At 68.6% G+C, this 17,827-nt stretch carries 12 protein-coding genes; 4 read left to right on the forward strand and 8 right to left on the reverse strand.

The window, feature by feature from the left end; genetic code table 11:
- Positions 1 to 222: 222 nt before the first annotated feature.
- The gene (locus ACILRJ_RS00005) at positions 223 to 2,259 is read right to left on the reverse strand and encodes an Ig-like domain-containing protein (RefSeq protein WP_395679067.1); all 2,037 of its coding nucleotides are present in this window, start codon (positions 2,257 to 2,259) and stop codon (positions 223 to 225) included.
- A gap of 185 nt (positions 2,260 to 2,444) precedes the next feature.
- On the opposite strand from ACILRJ_RS00005, the gene grxD reads away from it, so the two are divergent.
- Together grxD and ACILRJ_RS00015 are read left to right on the forward strand one after the other, a co-directional pair.
- Positions 2,445 to 3,368, forward strand: a complete 924-nt coding sequence (gene grxD, locus ACILRJ_RS00010) for a Grx4 family monothiol glutaredoxin (protein WP_395679069.1) — start codon at positions 2,445 to 2,447, stop codon at positions 3,366 to 3,368.
- Positions 3,369 to 3,516: 148 nt separating this feature from the next.
- On the forward strand, positions 3,517 to 4,035 hold the full coding sequence (locus ACILRJ_RS00015) for an adenine phosphoribosyltransferase (RefSeq protein WP_395679072.1): 519 nt from the start codon (positions 3,517 to 3,519) through the stop codon (positions 4,033 to 4,035).
- A 34-nt stretch (positions 4,036 to 4,069) separates the two neighbouring features.
- Here ACILRJ_RS00015 and ACILRJ_RS00020 read toward each other — a convergent pair whose 3' ends face one another.
- The 5 genes from ACILRJ_RS00020 to ACILRJ_RS00040 all read right to left on the reverse strand — a co-directional run bounded on the left by ACILRJ_RS00020 (position 4,070) and on the right by ACILRJ_RS00040 (position 11,357).
- Positions 4,070 to 6,478 carry a penicillin acylase family protein gene (locus ACILRJ_RS00020; RefSeq protein ID WP_395679074.1) on the reverse strand — a complete coding sequence of 803 codons (2,409 nt, stop codon included), beginning with the start codon at positions 6,476 to 6,478 and terminating at the stop codon, positions 4,070 to 4,072.
- A 70-nt stretch (positions 6,479 to 6,548) separates the two neighbouring features.
- Positions 6,549 to 8,237, reverse strand: a complete 1,689-nt coding sequence (locus ACILRJ_RS00025) for an AMP-binding protein (RefSeq protein ID WP_395679076.1) — start codon at positions 8,235 to 8,237, stop codon at positions 6,549 to 6,551.
- 167 nt (positions 8,238 to 8,404) lie between these two features.
- Positions 8,405 to 9,115: a VIT family protein gene (locus ACILRJ_RS00030; protein ID WP_395679078.1), complete on the reverse strand. Its 711-nt coding sequence runs from the start codon at positions 9,113 to 9,115 to the stop codon at positions 8,405 to 8,407.
- Positions 9,116 to 9,157: 42 nt separating this feature from the next.
- Complete coding sequence (locus ACILRJ_RS00035; protein ID WP_395679080.1) at positions 9,158 to 9,946, reverse strand: AMP nucleosidase; 789 nt, start codon at positions 9,944 to 9,946, stop codon at positions 9,158 to 9,160.
- 73 nt (positions 9,947 to 10,019) lie between these two features.
- Positions 10,020 to 11,357: a hypothetical protein gene (locus tag ACILRJ_RS00040; RefSeq protein ID WP_395679082.1), complete on the reverse strand. Its 1,338-nt coding sequence runs from the start codon at positions 11,355 to 11,357 to the stop codon at positions 10,020 to 10,022.
- Between the two features lie 241 nt (positions 11,358 to 11,598).
- Between ACILRJ_RS00040 and ACILRJ_RS00045 the strand changes: the two genes are divergently transcribed.
- Both ACILRJ_RS00045 and ACILRJ_RS00050 read left to right on the forward strand, forming a co-directional pair.
- Entirely contained in the window at positions 11,599 to 14,016 is a 2,418-nt protein-coding gene (locus ACILRJ_RS00045) for an acyl-CoA dehydrogenase (RefSeq protein WP_395679084.1), read from the forward strand.
- Positions 14,017 to 14,120: 104 nt separating this feature from the next.
- Positions 14,121 to 14,753 carry a 2-hydroxychromene-2-carboxylate isomerase gene (locus tag ACILRJ_RS00050; protein WP_395679086.1) on the forward strand — a complete coding sequence of 211 codons (633 nt, stop codon included), beginning with the start codon at positions 14,121 to 14,123 and terminating at the stop codon, positions 14,751 to 14,753.
- A 168-nt stretch (positions 14,754 to 14,921) separates the two neighbouring features.
- On the opposite strand, the gene ACILRJ_RS00055 is transcribed toward ACILRJ_RS00050, so the two are convergent.
- Together ACILRJ_RS00055 and ACILRJ_RS00060 are read right to left on the reverse strand one after the other, a co-directional pair.
- Entirely contained in the window at positions 14,922 to 16,643 is a 1,722-nt protein-coding gene (locus ACILRJ_RS00055; protein ID WP_395679088.1) for a GGDEF domain-containing protein, read from the reverse strand.
- A 77-nt stretch (positions 16,644 to 16,720) separates the two neighbouring features.
- A complete protein-coding gene (locus tag ACILRJ_RS00060) occupies positions 16,721 to 17,782 on the reverse strand; it encodes a threonine aldolase family protein (RefSeq protein ID WP_395679090.1) in 1,062 nt (353 codons plus the stop codon).
- Positions 17,783 to 17,827: the final 45 nt, after the last annotated feature.

Consider the following 17,827-nt stretch of genomic DNA (forward strand, 5'->3'; position numbering starts at 1 on the left):
GCCTACGGCAGTTGGGCAAGTGCGCCAAAGTCGCCATTACCGCCTGCATGCGTGTCTTGCTCGTCCGACTCAACGCCATGGTGCGCGACAAGGTCGAATGGAAAATGCCTGTGACTGGGTGAAGACAGTTGCTCCCACAGTCTCGGCGTCGCTACGCTCGCACCTTGCCGCCGCGCTGCTCGCGTCGACATCTCCCCGGCCGGGAGATGTGACAAGGAGGCTCTAGAACGGGGGGGACTGCTCGTACACGAACACCGCGATCGTGCCGGTCGCGGTGCCGCCCTTGCCGTCGGACACGGTGTATTCGAAGTAGTCCTGGCCGAACCAGCCGTGGACCGACTGGTAGTGCACGGTGAAGTCGGGATTGATCGAGACCGTGTTGTCCGGCAGCGGGCCGGTGTGGGTGACCGAGACGACGGTGAGCGGATCACCATCCGGATCGGACGCGGCCTGCAGAACCGGGATGTCGATCGAGCTGCCCTTGAGCACGCGCACCGACAGTGGCCCTGCGACCGGCGGATGGTTCGGCGTGATGACGGTGACGTGCACGGTCGCGGTCGCGTTGCCGCCGTGGCCGTCGCTGATCGTGTAGGTGAAGCTGTCGTCGCCGAGGTAGCCCGCGGCCGGCGTATACACGACGCCACTCGCGCTTGTGCTCGCGCTGCCGTGCGCCGGCGGCGTCACCGCAGTGACCTGCAGCGTGTCGCCGTCGGGATCGCTGTCGTTGGCGAGCACGGCGATCGTGTTGTCGGTCGAGTCGCGGTCGACGGTCGCGACGTCGTCCTGCGCGACCGGCGGATGGTTGAGGTATTCGCGCGGCCCGAGCGTGGTGGTGCTCGTGTTGCGCTCGAAGCGGTACACGTCGACGGTGCGCTTGTGTTCGGCCGGGTTGCGCAGCGCGCGCTCGATCCAGGCGGGCGAAGCCTTGACCGGTTCCTTGATCCATTCGACCTGCGGCGACGGCGTCGGCGGCGACGGCTGCGTGGTTTCCTCGATGGTGAGGAAGTCGACGTCGACGCGGCGGTTCTTCTGCCGGTTTGCGCGCGTGTCGTTCGGGAAGGTCGGGTTCAGCTCGCCTTCGCCGTGCGTGTCGATCTGCTCCGCTTCGATGCCGTGCGCGACCAGGTACGCCTTCGCGCTCGCGGCGCGGCGTTCGGACAGTTTCTGGTTGTAGGCGACGCTGCCGACCGAATCGGTGTGGCCGACCACGCTGACTCGACTGACGCGGCTCGCCGACTTCAGTTTCGCGATGAGCTTGTCGAGGGCGGCGCGCGCGTCCGGGCGCAGTTCGGCATGGTCGAAGTCGAAGAACGCGTCACCGTCGAGGCGCACTTCGTTGCGCACGACCTGCGGCGCCACCGGCGCAGGCGCGGCGTCCACACGCGGGGCCTCGACCATGCGGAACGGTTGGCGTTGCCGGTAGTTCTGGCCAATGTCGTAGCGCAGCAGCAGCCAGCCGCGCGTGTCGTTCTTGTCGAGCTCGAAGTCGCCGCTCTTGTGCAGGCTCTCGCCGAGCAGCGAAACGCTGAAACCGGTGTTCGCGAAATACTTGTCGAGGCCGAGCGACAGCGTCCACTGGTCCGAGCTGTACTTGCCGCGCTCGTAGTCGAGGCCACCGCGCACGCGCAGCAGCGGCTGGTCGAAGTACTTGCCGAAGCGCACGCCGACGCCGTTGTCGTATGGATGCTCGAACGATTCGGTCAGCGTGTCGATCGTCTGCGTCTGCGTGTAGTCGCCGTTCGCGTCGCTGCCGGTGAGCTGGGTGACGTCGATGGTGTGGATCGCGCCAGCGAGGCGCGAGCCGCTGGTCGCATGCATGAGGTAGCCGTCGATCGACAGGTCGTTCTTCTCCCAGCCAAAGCCGAGCGAGAGCTTGCGGTCCTTCCACACGTTCTGGTCGAACGCGCCGAACGCCTTCAGCACGCTGGCACTGCCCGGGTGTTCGCTTTCTGCATCGGCGCTGCCGCGCAGCCAGTGGTAGTCGACCTGCACGCCACCGGCGCCGCCCTGGCCGAGCCAGAGCTGGGTCAGCCAGGCGTGGTCGTCGGTCTTGCCGAGGATGCCGAGGATCTCGCCGAGCACGTCGCCGTGTTCGTTGATGCCAAGCGAGATGCGCGCGTTCGAGCCGACGTAGGTCACCGGCACGTAGCCTTCACTCGGCGGTTGCGGCGGCGTCGCCTGCGCGGACGCAGCGGACGAAACCACGATGGAAGACAGCGCGAACCCGATTGCGACCGCCAGCGACTTGCGACGTGCCATGACACCCCTCCCCAGCCTGTGCATCTTTCCTTGCCGGAGTCCCCGGCGTCCTGCCGGCCTGCACGCCTCGCGGCGGGCGGATTCCGTGCCCCTTGCGGCGCGGATTATCGCCTACAAATCCGGGGGCAGCCAGACGCGTCCCGAACGGGCGCGTATCATTGCCGATTCGCCATCCGGAACCTGCCATGTCGCTCTCCCCCGCCACCCGCGCGCGCATCGAAACCCTGCTCGCGAACCACCGCGTCGTGCTTTTCATGAAGGGCACGCGCCATGCGCCGCAGTGCGGCTTTTCGGCCGCCGCGGCGGACCGACTCAACGCGCTGCTCGACGACTACCAGAGCGTCGACGTACTCGCCGACGAGGAGATCCGCGGCGGGATCAAGGAATTCGGCAATTGGCCGACGATCCCGCAGCTGTACATCGACCGCGAACTGGTCGGCGGCGCCGACATCGTGCAATCGATGTTCGATTCAGGCGAGCTGCATCGCGTGCTCGGCGTCGCCGAGCCGGATCGCACCCCGCCGCAGATCACGATCTCCGATGCCGCCGTCGAAAAGGTGCGCGCGGCGCTCGCGGACGCTGGCGAGGCAAGACTCTTCCTCGTCGTCGACGGCCGCTTCCAGCCGCAGTTCCAGCTGCGCGAACCGGGCGCGAACGACATCGTCGCGCTCGCCAACGGCCTCGAAGTGCGCTTCGACGCGGCCAGCGCGCAGCGCGCGCGCGGCGCCACGATCGACTGGACGCGCACGCCGCACGGCGAGGGCCTCGCGATCTTCCTGCCGCAGGCCCCGCAGGCACTGAAATCACTCGACGTGCACGCGTTGCAGCAACGCATGCAGGCGGGCGACATCCTCGTCATCGACGTGCGCCCGGAACAGGACCGCGCGATCGCACCGTTCGCCGGTGCCGACGTGCTGACCCCGGACTCGCACGCGCGCCTGACCGCGCTGCCGAAAGACACCGCGCTCGCGTTCATCTGCCACCACGGCAATTCCAGCCGCAATGCGGCCGAGCATTTCCGCGAGCACGGTTTCACCAACCTGTGGAACGTCGAAGGCGGCATCGATGCGTGGTCGGTCGAGATCGATCCGTCGATTCCGCGTTATTGAGGCTGGGGCCGGGGGCTGAGGGCCGAAAGGCATCGCAGCCCCGGCGCTCGCGCAATCCGGTCGCACCTGGCAGCACACGCGTGCGCGAGCGCACCAACCCCTTCGCATCCCGGTCACGCTCGCCAACACAGCCCTCGGCCCTCAGATCATGCAACAACTGCAAGCCCTGATCCGCGCGGTGCCCGACTTCCCGAGCCCCGGCATCGTGTTCCGCGACATCACGCCGCTGCTTGCCGACGCCGGCGGGTTCGCGCGCTGCATTGCGCTGCTGGCCGAGCCGTGGCGCGATGCGCAGGTGCGGACGGTGTGCGCGATCGAGTCGCGCGGCTTCATCTTCGGCGCCGCGCTCGCGACCGCGCTCGGCGCGGGTTTCGTGCCGCTGCGCAAGCCGGGCAAGCTGCCGCCGCCGGTCGTTGCGGTCGACTACGAACTCGAATACGGCCACGATCGCCTCGAGGCGCGTGCGGATGCGTTCCGCAGCGGCGAACGCGTGCTCATTGTCGACGACGTGCTCGCGACCGGCGGAACCTTGTGCGCGGCGCGATCGCTCGTCGCAAAGCTCGGCGCACAGGTCGTCGGCGCAAGCGTGCTGATCGAGCTGGCTGCGCTACCGGGTCGCGCGCGCTGGGGCGACGGCGCGCCGTTGCACGCACTGCTCGCGTATTGATCCACGCAATGCGTCTCGATGCAGCGGCTCCGCATCAGGGTGCGGGCGCGAATCTCAACGTGTGCTGCGCGGCGCCCGGCAGGAACGGCGTCGGCTTGCCCTCGGCCCAGTCCTGGTGCCCCGCGCCGTAGTACGGCGACAACGGGTGCCCGCTTTGGCCGCCGGACATCATGAAATACCCGTGCGCTTCGTCGCCCGGACGTACGGCGAAACGTTCCGACGCCCCGAACGAGGGACCTTGCACGCGCGGCATGTTGATGTCGCCCGGCAACGGCTGGTACGGCATGTCGAGCCGGCGCGCGATGAACGCGGGCAGCGCGCGCGACAGCGGATGCACGATGCGCATCGTGTTGCGCTCGCCCCACGTGCGCGCCGCGAGCCCGCCCGGTTGCGCGTCGAGTGTCGCGCCGATGCGTTCGGCACATGCGACGAGCAACGCATCCCAGTCCGCATTGCCGGGCGGCAGCAGGTGCGCGGGACGCTGCTCCAGCAGTTTCCACACCGCGTTTTCGACCAGCGACATCTTCGGCATCGCGAAATCGGGAAATCTGCGCCGTACAGCGGCGGAAAACCCGTCCAGCACGCTGTCGACGACTTCGTTGCGCCATGCGCGCACGAGCCGGTAGCCGACCGAATCGATGGCGGCCCTGCCGTTCCAGCCGGCCAGCGCCTCTTTCATTGCCGCGTTCAATGCCGACGCCGGTGCACGATCCAGTTCGCGCAGCATCAGGTCCTTCCAGCGTTCGAGCATGAGCGCGCGGTCGTCGAGCTGGATTTCAAGCATGTCCGCGGGCACGAACGCTGCGCGCGCGCGCAGGTCGTCGCGGATCTGGCGCGCACGCGCACCCATGTCGTAGCCGCCGTCGCCGAGCGAAGCCAGGGCCGCGTCGCCGACCACGCGCTGGTTCGCGGTCCACAGGCGTTGTTCCGGCGGATTCGAAACGACGGGCACATCGCCCGCATCAAGCCAGCCCGCCCAGCCGGATCCCGCCTGCGACCAGTCGCCAGGCAACGCGGGATCGAAGCCGCCCGTGCGTTTCGGAACGCGCCCGGCGATCGTCCACGCGATGTTGCCGGCGCTGTCGCCGACGATGAAATTCTGCGGCGGTATGCCGCTCGCCTGGGCGACCGCGACGGCTTCCGCGACCGTCCACGCTTCGTCCATCCGGCCAAGTTCGACGTCGATCGCACCCGGCTGCTGCGCGGTCCACGCGAGCGCGAGCGGTGTGCCGTCGGCATCCTTCGCGACGATCGGGCCCCATTGCGTCTCCTCGACGTCGAGCGTCGCGTCGGCAGCACCATGCACGTGCAGGATTTCGGTCCGCTTCGAAATGGCTGCCCAGCCCTCGGCGGTACGGTAGCGATCGGGGTTCGCCGGATCGCGCACCACGCGCGCCCAGTCGGCGGTGTCGATGTAGCTGTTGGTAAAACTCCAGGCGACCTTGCCGTTGCTGCCGATGACGACCGCGGGCATGCCGGGCAGGCCCGCGCCACTGATGTCGATGCTCGCGCCGGCGCGGTGTGGATCCGGATAAACCAAACGCACGCGGAACCACAGACCGGGCACGCGCAGATCGAGGTGGGCGTCGTTCGCAACCAGAGCGGCACCGCCGGCAAGCGCGCCGCCGACGGCGAAACTGTTGCTGCCTGGTGCACGTTCCGCATTCGCGTCCGTCGGACGCAGCAGGTGCGGATCGAGCGCATGCAGGTCGAGCTCGGCGGCGGAGGGCGGTTCGGGCCAGACCAGCGGCTCGTCGGTGATCGGCGCATCCCAGGTGCCGCCGCTGGCCACGAGATACCGGAATGCCGATTCCGGCAACGCCGCATGCATCTGCGCGAAAGCCAGTTCGCGCTTGTTCTCGGCATCGTGAAGGGTGAACGCCATCGCGGCGATCACGAGCAGGCTGTCTTCGCTGCGCCATGCTGCCGGCGTGGCGCGCGTCAGCAGATAGGTGAACGGTCGCGTCGACAACGCCGCCAGGCCTGCATTGATGCCGTCGCGGTAACAGTCGATGAGTGTGCGTTGCGCGGCCGGCAAGGCCTCGTAGGCCGCCTGCGCGCGTGCGCGCATGCGATGCGTGCGAGCCGTGCGATCGGCCGGCAGTGCAACCGCGCCGAGGATCTCCGCGAGTTCGCCGGCGGCGCGCCGGCGCAGCAGGTCCATTTCGAAGAATCGCTCCTGCGCGTGCACGTAGCCGAGTGCCCAGGTCGCATCGTTGCGACTGCCTGCGCGCACGGTCACGCTGCCTAGCGCGTCGCGTTCGACCGTTACTGGCGCACCAAGCGCCGGAGCGACGACCTCGCCGTCATAGCGCGGCAGGCTGCCGCGCAACGCGAGCCATGCGCCGAGCACGACCAGGATGAGGAGCACGGACAACAGGACGAGAAGACGTCGCAGGAAGCGCATCACGGGAATACACGGCCGCGGGAGCGAGCGGCGCATGATAGTGCACGTTCCGTGCAAGCGGGCGACATCCTGCGCCCGCCTGCCGTCCGGTGCGGCCCGACGCTGCTCACGTCAGCGGCCGATCGCTCAATTCGCGCCGCAGCAACTTGTCCACTGCCGAGCGTGGCAGCGCGTCGACGAACTCGATCCGCTTGGGCAACTTGAAATGCGACAGGCGTTCGGCGCACCACTGCGCGACGCCCGCCTCGTCGAGGGCCGGATCGCGCCGCACGACGAACAGACGCACGCGCTCGCCGTCTTCCTCGTCGGCCATGCCTACCGCGCAGACGTCGGCGATGCCGGGGTGCGCGCCGACGACGTCCTCGATCGCGGCGGGATACACGTTGGCGCCGTCGACGAGGATCATGTCCTTGATGCGACCGAGCAGGTAGAGCGCGCCGCTCGCCTCCATGCGGCCGAGATCGCCGGTGCGGAACCAGCCGTCGGCGGTGATCGCGCGCGCAGTCTCGTCCGGACGCTGGTAGTAGCCGGACATCATGAACGGGCCGCGCAGCCAGACTTCGCCGATCGCGCCGGGCGGCACCGCGCGCAGGTCGGCCTGGTCGGGGTCGCGCATCGTGAGCTCGACCGACGGGAACGGGAAGCCGACGCTGCCGACGTGACGCTCGAAACCGAGCTCGCCGGCAATCGGCACCGAGGTTTCGGTGAGGCCGTAGCCCTGCAACAGCGGCTTGCCGGTGATCTGCTCGAAGCGGTCACGGATGTCGGCGCGCAACGGCATGCCGCCGACGAGGCCTGAACGCAACGCGGAGAAATCGAGTTCGGCGAAACCCGGCGTCGCCATCAGGCGGTTGTGGAACGCGGGTCCCGCGAGGATCGAGTTGATCGGACGCTCGCGCCACGCGGCCACGACGCGCTCGGCGTCGACCATCTTCGGAAACAGGAGCTGCGTGACGCCACGGCTCGAATACTGCAGGAGGTTCACCGACATTCCGGCCGCGTGCGAGAACGGATGCACGCTCGCCACGAGGCCACCGGCGCCGCAGGTGTGTTCGGACATCGTGATGCGCAGGATCTCGATTCCGGCACGCATGTTCGCGTGGGTGGTCCGCACCGCCTTCGACACGCCGGTGGTGCCGCCGGTGTAGGACATCAGCGCGAGATCGTCGGGACGCACGATCCGTTGCACCGGTTCCATCGCTGCGCCCGCGCGGATCGCCTCCTCGAACGCGACCGCATGGGCCGGCCCCGGCGCAGCGATGCCGAAGAATTCGGCAGGAGCGCTGACCACGAGTTCGCGCATCGCATCCGCGCCGCGTGCCGCACGGGCCGTCGGCATGAGCACGTCGAGGCCGACGATCGCCTTGGGCGCGATCGCGGCGATCGGGCCTTCGAGCTCCTGGGTGGTCGCCGCGACATAGACCGGCATGACCGCGAGCCCGGCGATCCAGGCGGCGAGCAACGCGATCGGGAACGCGGGCAGGTTCGGCAGCATGAACAGCACGCGATCGCCTGCTTCGAGTCGCCATTCGTGCACGAAGAAGCGCGCGAGGGCATCGGCGCGCTGCAGCCATTCGCGAAAGGTCAGCAGCTCGCCGTCGAACTCGAACGCGATGCCATCCGCATGCTCCCTGCACGCGGCCTGCAGCAACGACAGCATGGTCGCGCCCGCTTCGATGTCGACGTCGCGCGGCATCGAATCCGGGTAGTGGACGACCCATGGGCGACGCGCATACCACGTGGCGGCGTCCTCGCCCGCGGGCAACTTCGAATCCTGGTGGTCGCTCGTCGACATGCCCTGCATGATGCTGCACCCCATTTGGCGTGTGAGCGCGAACGCGGACATCGCGTTCGGCGCAGGTCACACAAAGTGCAATTTTCCATGCAAGGCCCGTGCCGATCAGGCGATCGTCGATGCGTGCCGATGTACCCTTTTCAGCAAACGCGATTGCGCCGGATGGTTCAGACCGCGACGCCGAACAGCTTGCCGACCGCGGCGGTCGCGACCATCGCGAGGGCGCCCCAGAACAGCACGCGCACGGAGCCGGCGATGGCGGGCGCGCCTCCCGTGCGCGCCGCCACGGCGCCGAGAACGCCGAGCGCCACCAGCGCCACCGCGGCGACCGTCACCGCGACGTGCGCGGCCGGCGCCGGAACGACGGCGAGCAAGGGCAGTGCCGATCCCGCCGCGAAGGTGGCGGCCGAGGTCAGCGCCGCCTGGATCGGCCGCGCCCGCAGCGTCTCGCTGAGGCCGAGTTCGTCGCGCAGGTGCGTGCCGAGCGCGTCGTGCGCCATCATCTGGTCCGCGACCCGCCCGGCCAATTCGCGGTCGAGCCCGCGTCCGACGTAGATGTTGACGAGCTCCTCGCGCTCGCCCGACGGGTCGGACGCGAGCTCCTGCTGCTCGCGTGCGCGATCCGCCGCCTCGGTGTCGGTCTGCGAACTCACCGAAACGTATTCGCCGGCGGCCATCGAGAAACCGCCCGCCACCAGTCCGGCGAACCCCGCCAGCAGCACCGCCGACTTCGATGCCTGGGCACTGGCGACGCCGACAATCAGCCCGGCGGTCGAAAGGATGCCGTCATTCGCACCGAGCACGGCCGCGCGCAGCCAGCCGATGTGCTCGCTGCGGTGGCGTTCGCTGTGACGGTTCGCACGTGGATGTCTGGGCATGTTGCGTTCTCCCGCTGGCTTCGGTCGCGCAACCGCGATCGATCAGGCTTCGTTGTCGTCTTCGAAGCGCAGGTGCTTCACGCTGCGCCCGTTGCGGCGCACGAGCTTGAGCGCCTCGATGCCGACCTTGATGTGCGCCTCGACGAAGTTGGCGGTGATCAGCTTGTCGCTCGCCTCGGTCTTCACGCCTTCCGGGATCATCGGCTGGTCGGACACCAGCAGCAGCGCCCCGGTCGGGATGTGGTTGGCGAAACCGGCCGCGAAGATCGTCGCGGTCTCCATGTCGATCGCCATGCAGCGCGTCTTGCGCAGGTATTCCTTGAACGCGACGTCATGCTCCCATACGCGCCGGTTGGTGGTGTACACCGTGCCGGTCCAGTAGTCGTGGCCGAGGTCGCGGATCATGGTCGATACCGCGCGCTGCAGCTGGAACGCCGGCAGCGCCGGCACTTCCGGCAACAGGTAATCGTTCGAGGTGCCCTCGCCGCGGATCGCGGCGATCGGCAGCACGAGGTCGCCGAGCTGGTTCTTCTTCTTGAGGCCGCCGCACTTGCCGAGGAACAGCGCCGCGTCCGGCGCGATCGCCGACAGCAGGTCCATCACGGTCGCCGCATTCGGGCTGCCCATGCCGAAGTTGACCAGGGTGATGCCATCCGCGGTCGCGTTCGGCATCGGCCGGTCGCGCCCGCGCACCTCCACCCCGTGCCACTGCGCGAACAGTTCGACGTAGTGGCCGAAATTGGTCAGCAGGATATGCCGGCCGAAGCCGTCGAGAGGGGTACTGGTATAGCGCGGCAGCCAGTTGTCGACGATGTCGGCCTTGTTCTTCATCGGTCGATCTTCGCAGTTTCGTGCGGCCCGTCGCAACGTCCGCGCCGATCCGCCCCACCCGCGTCGCGCGCGGTCAGCGGCGGAACATGACCCACAGCATCCACAGCAGGAACGCGCCGTAGACGACGACACCGATCGAGCCGAGCGTGCCGGCGGCGAGCGACCAGCGGGCGTAGATGACGTCCGGTCGTGGCCGCGACCGCATCGCGCGCCAGTCCGACAATGGAGCACGCAGCGACCACGCGAGTGCGGCCAGGCCGAAGCAGGTGGCCAGCCACAGCAGCGAGCGCCACAGCGGAAACGGATGCGCATCGTTGGCGCCAGCGACGAGCGCGCGCGCGCCGGCGTTGAATGTGCTTGCCAGCGCCAACGGCACGGCCAATGAGAAGGATCGGTTGAGCGCACCTGCGGTCACGCACACGCCGAGCGCGGCGAGCGCCCATGCCAGCGTCGCGCGCCAGAGGCCGACGCTGTCGAACATCTCGCGCGCGCAGGTGCCACGCTCGAAACAGCTGCGCTCGCCGGCGCGATGGCGCGCAAGTTCGGCTTCATGGTCCAGCTCCGGCGTGCGGTAGTCGTTGCCACCGCGACGCACGGAGAGATGGAGATCGGGAACCGCGAGCGAGGATTCCGCGGCGACCAGTTCGACGCGATGGTCGTCGGTGCCGCGACCGCTGCGCAGCCATTCGATCGGCTCGCTCGCCGTCTTCCAGCCGAGATCGGCCATGCTCACGCACCAGAACGTGACTTCGAGGCCCGGCTTGAAGTCGATGTAACCATGCGGCTCGCAGCGCAGGCTCTTGTCGCGCTCGCCGTCCCACGAGACGACCAGGCGCAGCGGCGCGAGCGGCGTCGAGGTGATCGGCGCGGAGGCGAGGTTGCGCACCTTCACCGCGGCCCGGTAGTCGTGATAGCGGTCGATGTCGATACTCCACAAACCGGGCGTGATTGCGTTGAGCACGCGCCCGCGCGACATGTCCTCGCCGCCCTCGTAGCGCTCGAGCAGCGCCGGTGCAAGCGCGGTCTCGATCCGCACCGCGACGACTTTCGCCAGCACGTCTGCACGCAACGCGGCGAGCTCCTCCTCGTTGCCGCGGCCAGCCTCGAGCGCCGCGCCCACGTTCGCGAGCGACGGATCGTCGCGACCGAGGAAGCGGCGCCACGCGCGAGCCTGCATCCAGCGCGCATAGGCGGCGGCGTCCTCCGCTTGCTGCAACGCATAAAGCTCGGCGAATACCTGCGTGTCACCGGCCTCGTCGCCGGGCAGCGGACGCGCGCGCAGCGTGCGCATGGCCGGACTGTCGGCCGCGGCCGGCGGGACGTAGCGCGGCCCTTCGTAACGCGCCGGCCAGAGCAGGCCCGCGCCGAAGTACAGCGACAGAAGCAACAGCAGGATGGTGACGATGCGCATGCGACTCCCCCCGATCGAGCGACGCATTCTAGTGTCTGTCCCGCTTCGAAACCGTTCGTGTCGAGTGCAGCGGAACGCGTTCGCCGGACGACGAGCCGTCGAGAGAACGGATCCTGAGGCCAGGTTGCGCGATGAGGTGCGCAGGATCGGGCTCGGGGAAATTCCCGGAACACGCGGCGCTGTTCACCCGCGAGCGGGCATCGCCGTGGGCATAATCGGGCACCCGATCGGAGCTGACGCCATGTGGATCGCCGTACTCGTCGCGCTCGTGCTGTTCGCCGCGCTCGCCTTCCGCGGGCTCGGCTTTATCGCCTGGATCGCGGCGATCGGTACCTGGTTGCTCGGCTGGCGCCTCGCCGGCATCGCGCATCCAGGACTGTTCACGGCCTGCGTGATCGCCGCAATCGCGCTCGCCGCTCTGTTCGGCATTCCCGTGTTGCGGCGCGCACTGGTTTCGCGTTTCGTCATGCCGGTGTTCGCGAAAGTGCTGCCGCGGCTCGGCGATACCGAACGCATCGCGCTCGAAGCCGGCACGGTGTGGTGGGACGGCGACCTGTTCGGGGGCATGCCCGACTGGCAGAAGCTGCTGGATTTTTCACCGGCACCGCTCAGTGCCGACGAACAGGCCTTCATCGACGGCCCGGTCGACGAGTTGTGCCGGCGCCTGAGCGACTGGGAGGTCTACCAGCAACGCGACCTGCCGCCGGAGATCTGGGACTTCATCAAGCGCGAACGCTTCCTCGGCATGATCATCCCGAAGGAACATGGCGGCCTCGGTTTCTCCGCGATCGGCCATTCGCGCGTGGTCACGCGCATCGCGAGCCGCTCGGTCACCGCGGCGGTCACCGTGATGGTGCCGAACTCGCTCGGGCCGGGCGAACTGCTGCTGCATTACGGCACCGACGCGCAGAAACAGAAATACCTCGCACGGCTCGCGCGCGGCGAGGAGATTCCGTGCTTCGCGCTGACCGGCCCGGAAGCGGGCTCCGATGCAGCCGCGACGCAATCGGAAGGCATCGTAGAGAAGCGCATCGTCGATGGCGTCGAAGTGCTCGGCCTGCGCCTCAACTGGAAGAAGCGCTACATCACGCTCGCACCGGTCGCGACCCTGATCGGCCTCGCGTTCCGCCTCAAGGACCCGCACAGGCTTATCGGCGACAAGGAGGACCGCGGCATCACCTGCGCGCTGATACCGCGTGCAACCAGCGGCATCGAGATCGGGCTGCGCCACGACCCGATGGGCGTGCCGTTCATGAACGGCCCGATCGTCGGCAAGGACGTGTTCGTGCCGCTCGACGACGCCGTCATCGGCGGTCGCGAACAGATCGGCCACGGCTGGCGCATGCTGATGGAATCGCTCGCGGCCGGCCGCTCGATCTCGCTGCCGGCGCTGTCGATCGGCGCGGCCCAGCTCGCGACGCGCATCTGCGGCGCCTATGCGACCGTGCGCGAGCAATTCGACACGCCGATCGGCCGCTTCGAGGGCATCGAGGAGCCGCTCGCACGCATTGCCGGCCTCACCTACGTGATGACGGCCGCGCGCAACTTGACCTGTGGCGCACTCGACGCCGGCGAGAAGCCCGCGGTGATCGGCAACATATGCAAGGCGTATCTCACCGACAGCATGCGCCAGGTCATCGCCGATGCGATGGACATCCGCGCCGGCAGCGCGATCCAGCGCGGCCCGCGCAACGCGCTCGCACGCGCGTGGGACGCAGTGCCGATCGGCATCACGGTCGAGGGTGCGAACATCCTCACGCGTTCGATGATCGTCTACGGCCAGGGCGCGATCCGCTGCCACCCGTTCGTGCAGAAGGAAATCGACGCGGTCGCGAAAAACGACCTCGCCGCGTTCGACCACGCGATCTTCGGCCACGTCAACCTGTTCGTCACGCGCAGCGTGCGCGCGAAGCTGCTCGCGTGGAGCGGATCGCGCCTCGCCGGCGCGCCGCGCACCGAGGACACGCACCGCTACTACCAGCACCTGTCACGCTTCTCGGCCGCGTTCACGATCGTGTCGGACACCGCGATGGGCGTACTCGGCGGTTCGCTGAAACGGCGCGAGAAGATTTCCGGCCGCCTCGCCGATGCACTCGCCTGGATGTATCTCGCCAGTTGCGCGCTGAAGCGCTACCACGACGAGCCGAAGACGCGCCCGAACTTCGCTCTCGCCTCGTGGTGCGCCGAACTGTGCCTGTACCGCGTCCAGGAAGCGCTGGTCGGTGTGCTCGACAACCTGCCGGTACGCCCGGCCGCGGTTTTGCTGAAGCTGGCGATCTTCCCGCTCGGCGCGCGTTTCCGGCCGCCGTCCGACCGTCTCGGCAGCGAGGTCGCGCGCGACATCCTCGAGAACCGCGAGGCACGCACCAGCCTCACCGCCGATGTATTCGTGCCACCGCCCGGCGAACCCGGTCTCGGCACGCTTGAAGCCGCACTCGACAAGGCGGTGCGCGCAATCCCGATCGAGACGAAGCTGCGCGACGCGGTGCGCGCCGGCACGCTGGACCGCGCGCCCGGCTACCTGCTCGACGACCTCGGCGTCGCCGCCGGCGTGATCAGTGGCGCCGAGTACGACCTGCTCAACGAAGCGCGCGATGCACGCGACGAAGTGATCGCGGTCGATGCGTTCGATCCGCAGGTGTTCAAGACCCTGCACTGAGGCACGCCGCGAGAGCCGCCTCCCCGAGGGCGCCACTCCCGGGCTGGAGGGGAGGAAAGCGCGCGTGTGCTCCAATGGGCGCAACGATCGAACGGAAATCCACCATGACCACGGCCCGCTGGTACTTCGACTTCATATCGCCGTTCGCGTACCTGCAGTTGCCGGCGATGCATGCGCTGCGCGAGCGCATCGATGTCGTGCCCGTGCCGATCGTGTTCGGCGCGGTGCTTGCGCGGCACGGCCAGCTCGGCCCGGCGGAGATTCCGGGCAAGCGCGCGTTCACCTACCGCTTGGTGCAATGGCAGGCCGGGCGCGCCGGCATCGTGCTGCGCTTTCCTCCGTCGCATCCGTTTCCTTCGCTGGCCGCGTTGCGCCTGTGCGTTGCTGCGGGCAGCGGCTGGAACGCGGTGCAGGCGATCTTCGATCACATCTGGCGCGAAGGTGGCGCGGCCGGCGTTGACGATCTGCGCGAGGTCGCGCGATCGCTCGGCATCGGCGATGTCGCCGCCGAGATCGCGCGAGGCGAAGTCAAGGATGCGCTGCGCGCGAACACCGATGCGGCGCTCGGCGCCGGCGTGTTCGGCGTGCCGACGCTCGCGCTCGGCGACGAGTTGTATTGGGGCAATGACGCCACACCGATGATCGAGGATCGCCTCGCCGATCCGGCGTTGTTCGATGGCGCCGAGTACCGCCGCATTGCGACACTGCCAGTCGGCGTCGAACGCCCGCGCGGCTAGCGAAATCGCCTCGTCAACCCGCCGCAAGATTCGCACGATGGGCGCAGGCGCCATCTGTGGGAGCGGCGGAAGCCGCGATGCTTTTCGCTTCAGCGGCCGAGAGCATCGCGACTTCCGTCGCTCCCACAAAAAGACGCATCGCGCCGCGCTTTGCCGCAACGCCGTGCGTCACTCGCGCGGCAAGACGCCCTGCATCAATTCCCCCGCGGGCGATTTCGGACCGCGGTGCATGCTGACCAGGTTGCGGCCGCCGGTCTTGGACAGATACAGCGCGGCGTCGGCGCGCTCGATCAGGTCGTCGGGCGTCAGCACGTCCGCATCGAGGGTCGCGACGCCGATGCTGATCGTCAGGCCGACGCGCACGCCCGAGATCAGCATCGGCAATTCCTCCACGCGCTGGCGGATGCGTTCGGCCACGCCTTCGGCGTTGGCAGCGCTGGCGCCAGGCAGCACGACGAGGAACTCCTCGCCGCCGTAGCGGCCGAGCGCGTCGCCCTGGCGCAGTTCGCTCGCAATCGGTGCGATCACTGCGCGCAGGCACTGGTCGCCCGCGCGATGGCCGTAACTGTCGTTGACGCGCTTGAAGTGGTCGAGGTCGAGGAACAGCACCGCAAGCGGACGTTTTTTTTCGCGCGCGGCGAGAAATGCGGTGCGCAGGCGCGAGAGGATCGCGCGGCGGTTCAGCACGCCGGTCAGCATGTCGTGCTCGGCCAGCCGGTGCGCGACATCCCGCTCGTGGCGGATCGACACGATGTGATCGGCGAGGCCGAACGCGAGCACGATGCTGGCGAACGCGAACGCCGCCGGCAACGCGAACTCGAGCCAGGCTGGCTGCGGCCAGTGCAGGATCAGCTGCAGCGCGCGCACGATCACGAACAGCAGCCCCGGGGCCCACGCGCACAGGTAGTAGGCACCGCGCAGGCCACCGCGTTGCCACGCCAACAGCCCGGCGCCGAGCAGCATCGGCGCGAGCACGAGGAGCGCGAACGAGAGCGCGTCCTCGATCCACCAGCCGGGAGCGAACCACGGCACGGCCGCACACGCGGCGATCGCGACCAGCGGCCAGCGCATGCACGCCAGCACGCGATCGCTGCGCGGGGAGGCGTGCGCGAGGTCGAGGAACAGTCGCGAGAAATCGATCGACAGGACCGCCGCGGTCGCGGCCATCAGCCACGATACGCGCTCGCCGAGCGGCGCCAGCCAGGCGAACGGGGGAACCTCGAAACCGAGGCCGCATTCGTACAGCTCGAACAGCACGATGAACAGCATCTGCGCGGAGAAATACGCGTACATGCGTTCGCGCAGCACCAGGAAGAAGCTCAGCATGACCAGCAGCGTCGCCAGCTGCAGGGTCGGGAACAGCAGGTCCAGTCGCGCGTTGACGATGTCGCGACTGCGCGCGTCGATCGACTTCCTGACCGCGATTGCGCGCGGCACCGCAAGGCCCGGCTGGACGTGCAGATAGATCGGTACGCTCGCGTGCAGGCCGGCCGGCATCACGATTGCGAGCGCGTGACGCGTGAATTCACCGCTCGAGTCGGCGCGATAGATGCTGTACGGCGCGCGCGCGTACGCCGGCGGCAGGTAGGCGTCGAGCACGAGGCCTTGCGGCTCGGAAATCGTCAGCACGGCCGGGCGGCGCTCGGTCCAATCGGCGCCGAGGCTCAGGCGGTACCAGCGGCTGCCGCTGCGGGATGGCGTCAGCGCTGCATACGATTCGATGTCGAAGCGGCCATCGTAGGCGCCGGAAATCACCTTGGCCGCTTCGGCATCCTCGACGTCCAGCCGCTCGATCCGGACCGGCACATCGGCGCCAGCGACCGCCGCAGCCAGCAGCAGGACGGGCAGGATTGCCCATCGCCACTTCCGCTTCGCCGAACGTAGGTCCACGACACGCCTTTCCCGGAGTTCCCTAGGGGAATACGCAATTTGCGCGCCAAGCTCGGGGAATACCAGGAATCCTTTATCTATGACGCGTTTTGTCGCTTTTCCTCACAAAACGCGCGAATCAGGACCAACGCCCGTTCGATCGCCGCGCCATCGACGTCGAGGTGCGTCACGGCACGCACCCGTGTCGCACCCATCGCCACCATGCGCACGCCGCGCGCCTGCAGCCCCTGCACGAACGCGGCGGCACCATGGCCGCTCGCTCCGACGTCGAAATAGACCAGGTTCGTCTCGACTTCGGACGGATCGATCGCGATGCCCGGCAACCCTTGCAGACCCGCGGCAAGCCGGCGCGCGTTCGCATGGTCTTCGGCAAGGCGCGCGAGATGGTGGTCGAGGCCGTATTCGCAGGCGGCGGCGATGATGCCGGCCTGGCGCAACGCACCGCCCCAGCGCAGCTTCAAGCGGAACGCGTCTTCGCAGAACGTCCTTGAACCGGCCAGCACCGCTCCGCCCGGCGCGCCGAGTCCCTTGCCGAAATCGATCCAGACCGAGTCGTAGCCGCGCGCGAAGTCCGCGGCGGCAACACCGCTGGCGACGCAGGCATTGAGCAGTCGCGCGCCATCCATGTGGGTCGATAGACCCGCCGCATGCGCGGTCGCGGCGACGTCGTCGAGCGTGCCCCGCGACCAGATCGCGCCGCCGCCGAGGTTCGAGGTCTGTTCGACCACGACGAGCCGCTGGCGCGGTGCATACGGCGCATCGGCGCGGATCGCCGCGCGCAGTTGAGCGGCGTCGAAGATGCCGCGCGTTCCCTGCAGCGGCTCGATCATCACCCCGGCGAGCGCGGCCGGACCGCCCCCCTCGAAACCGATGATGTGCGAGGTTGCGTCGCACAGCACCGCCTCGCCGGGCCGGCAATGCACGGCCAACGCGATTTCGTTCGCCATCGTGCCGGAGGGCAGGAACAGCGCGGCTTCCTTGCCGAGCAGTTCGGCGCATCGCGCGACCAGCCGGTTGACGGTCGGATCCTCGTGCGCGCGTTCGTCGCCGACCTCGGCGCCGGCCATCGCCGCGCGCATCGCGGCGGTCGGCTTCGTCTTGGTGTCGCTGGCGAGATCGATCAGGTCGGCAGGAAGCATCACGTGCTCGGCATGGGGTCGGAACGCGCATCGTAGTCCGTCCGG

This window comes from Dokdonella sp. (assembly GCF_044227025.1).
Classification (GTDB): Bacteria; Pseudomonadota; Gammaproteobacteria; order Xanthomonadales; family Rhodanobacteraceae; genus Dokdonella_A.

Bases quoted from the DNA above. Each gene is read 5' to 3' on its own strand.
- ACILRJ_RS00040 (WP_395679082.1), bottom strand. From the start codon at position 11,357: ATGCGCATCGTCACCATCCTGCTGTTGCTTCTGTCGCTGTACTTCGGC.
- ACILRJ_RS00020 (WP_395679074.1), bottom strand. From the start codon at position 6,478: ATGCGCCGCTCGCTCCCGCGGCCGTGTATTCCCGTGATGCGCTTCCTG.
- ACILRJ_RS00030 (WP_395679078.1), bottom strand. From the start codon at position 9,115: ATGCCCAGACATCCACGTGCGAACCGTCACAGCGAACGCCACCGCAGC.
- ACILRJ_RS00060 (WP_395679090.1), bottom strand. From the start codon at position 17,782: ATGCTTCCTGCCGACCTGATCGATCTCGCCAGCGACACCAAGACGAAG.
- ACILRJ_RS00045 (WP_395679084.1), top strand. From the start codon at position 11,599: ATGTGGATCGCCGTACTCGTCGCGCTCGTGCTGTTCGCCGCGCTCGCC.
- ACILRJ_RS00015 (WP_395679072.1), top strand. From the start codon at position 3,517: ATGCAACAACTGCAAGCCCTGATCCGCGCGGTGCCCGACTTCCCGAGC.
- ACILRJ_RS00005 (WP_395679067.1), bottom strand. From the start codon at position 2,259: ATGGCACGTCGCAAGTCGCTGGCGGTCGCAATCGGGTTCGCGCTGTCT.
- ACILRJ_RS00050 (WP_395679086.1), top strand. From the start codon at position 14,121: ATGACCACGGCCCGCTGGTACTTCGACTTCATATCGCCGTTCGCGTAC.
- ACILRJ_RS00025 (WP_395679076.1), bottom strand. From the start codon at position 8,237: ATGTCGACGAGCGACCACCAGGATTCGAAGTTGCCCGCGGGCGAGGAC.
- ACILRJ_RS00035 (WP_395679080.1), bottom strand. From the start codon at position 9,946: ATGAAGAACAAGGCCGACATCGTCGACAACTGGCTGCCGCGCTATACC.
- grxD (WP_395679069.1), top strand. From the start codon at position 2,445: ATGTCGCTCTCCCCCGCCACCCGCGCGCGCATCGAAACCCTGCTCGCG.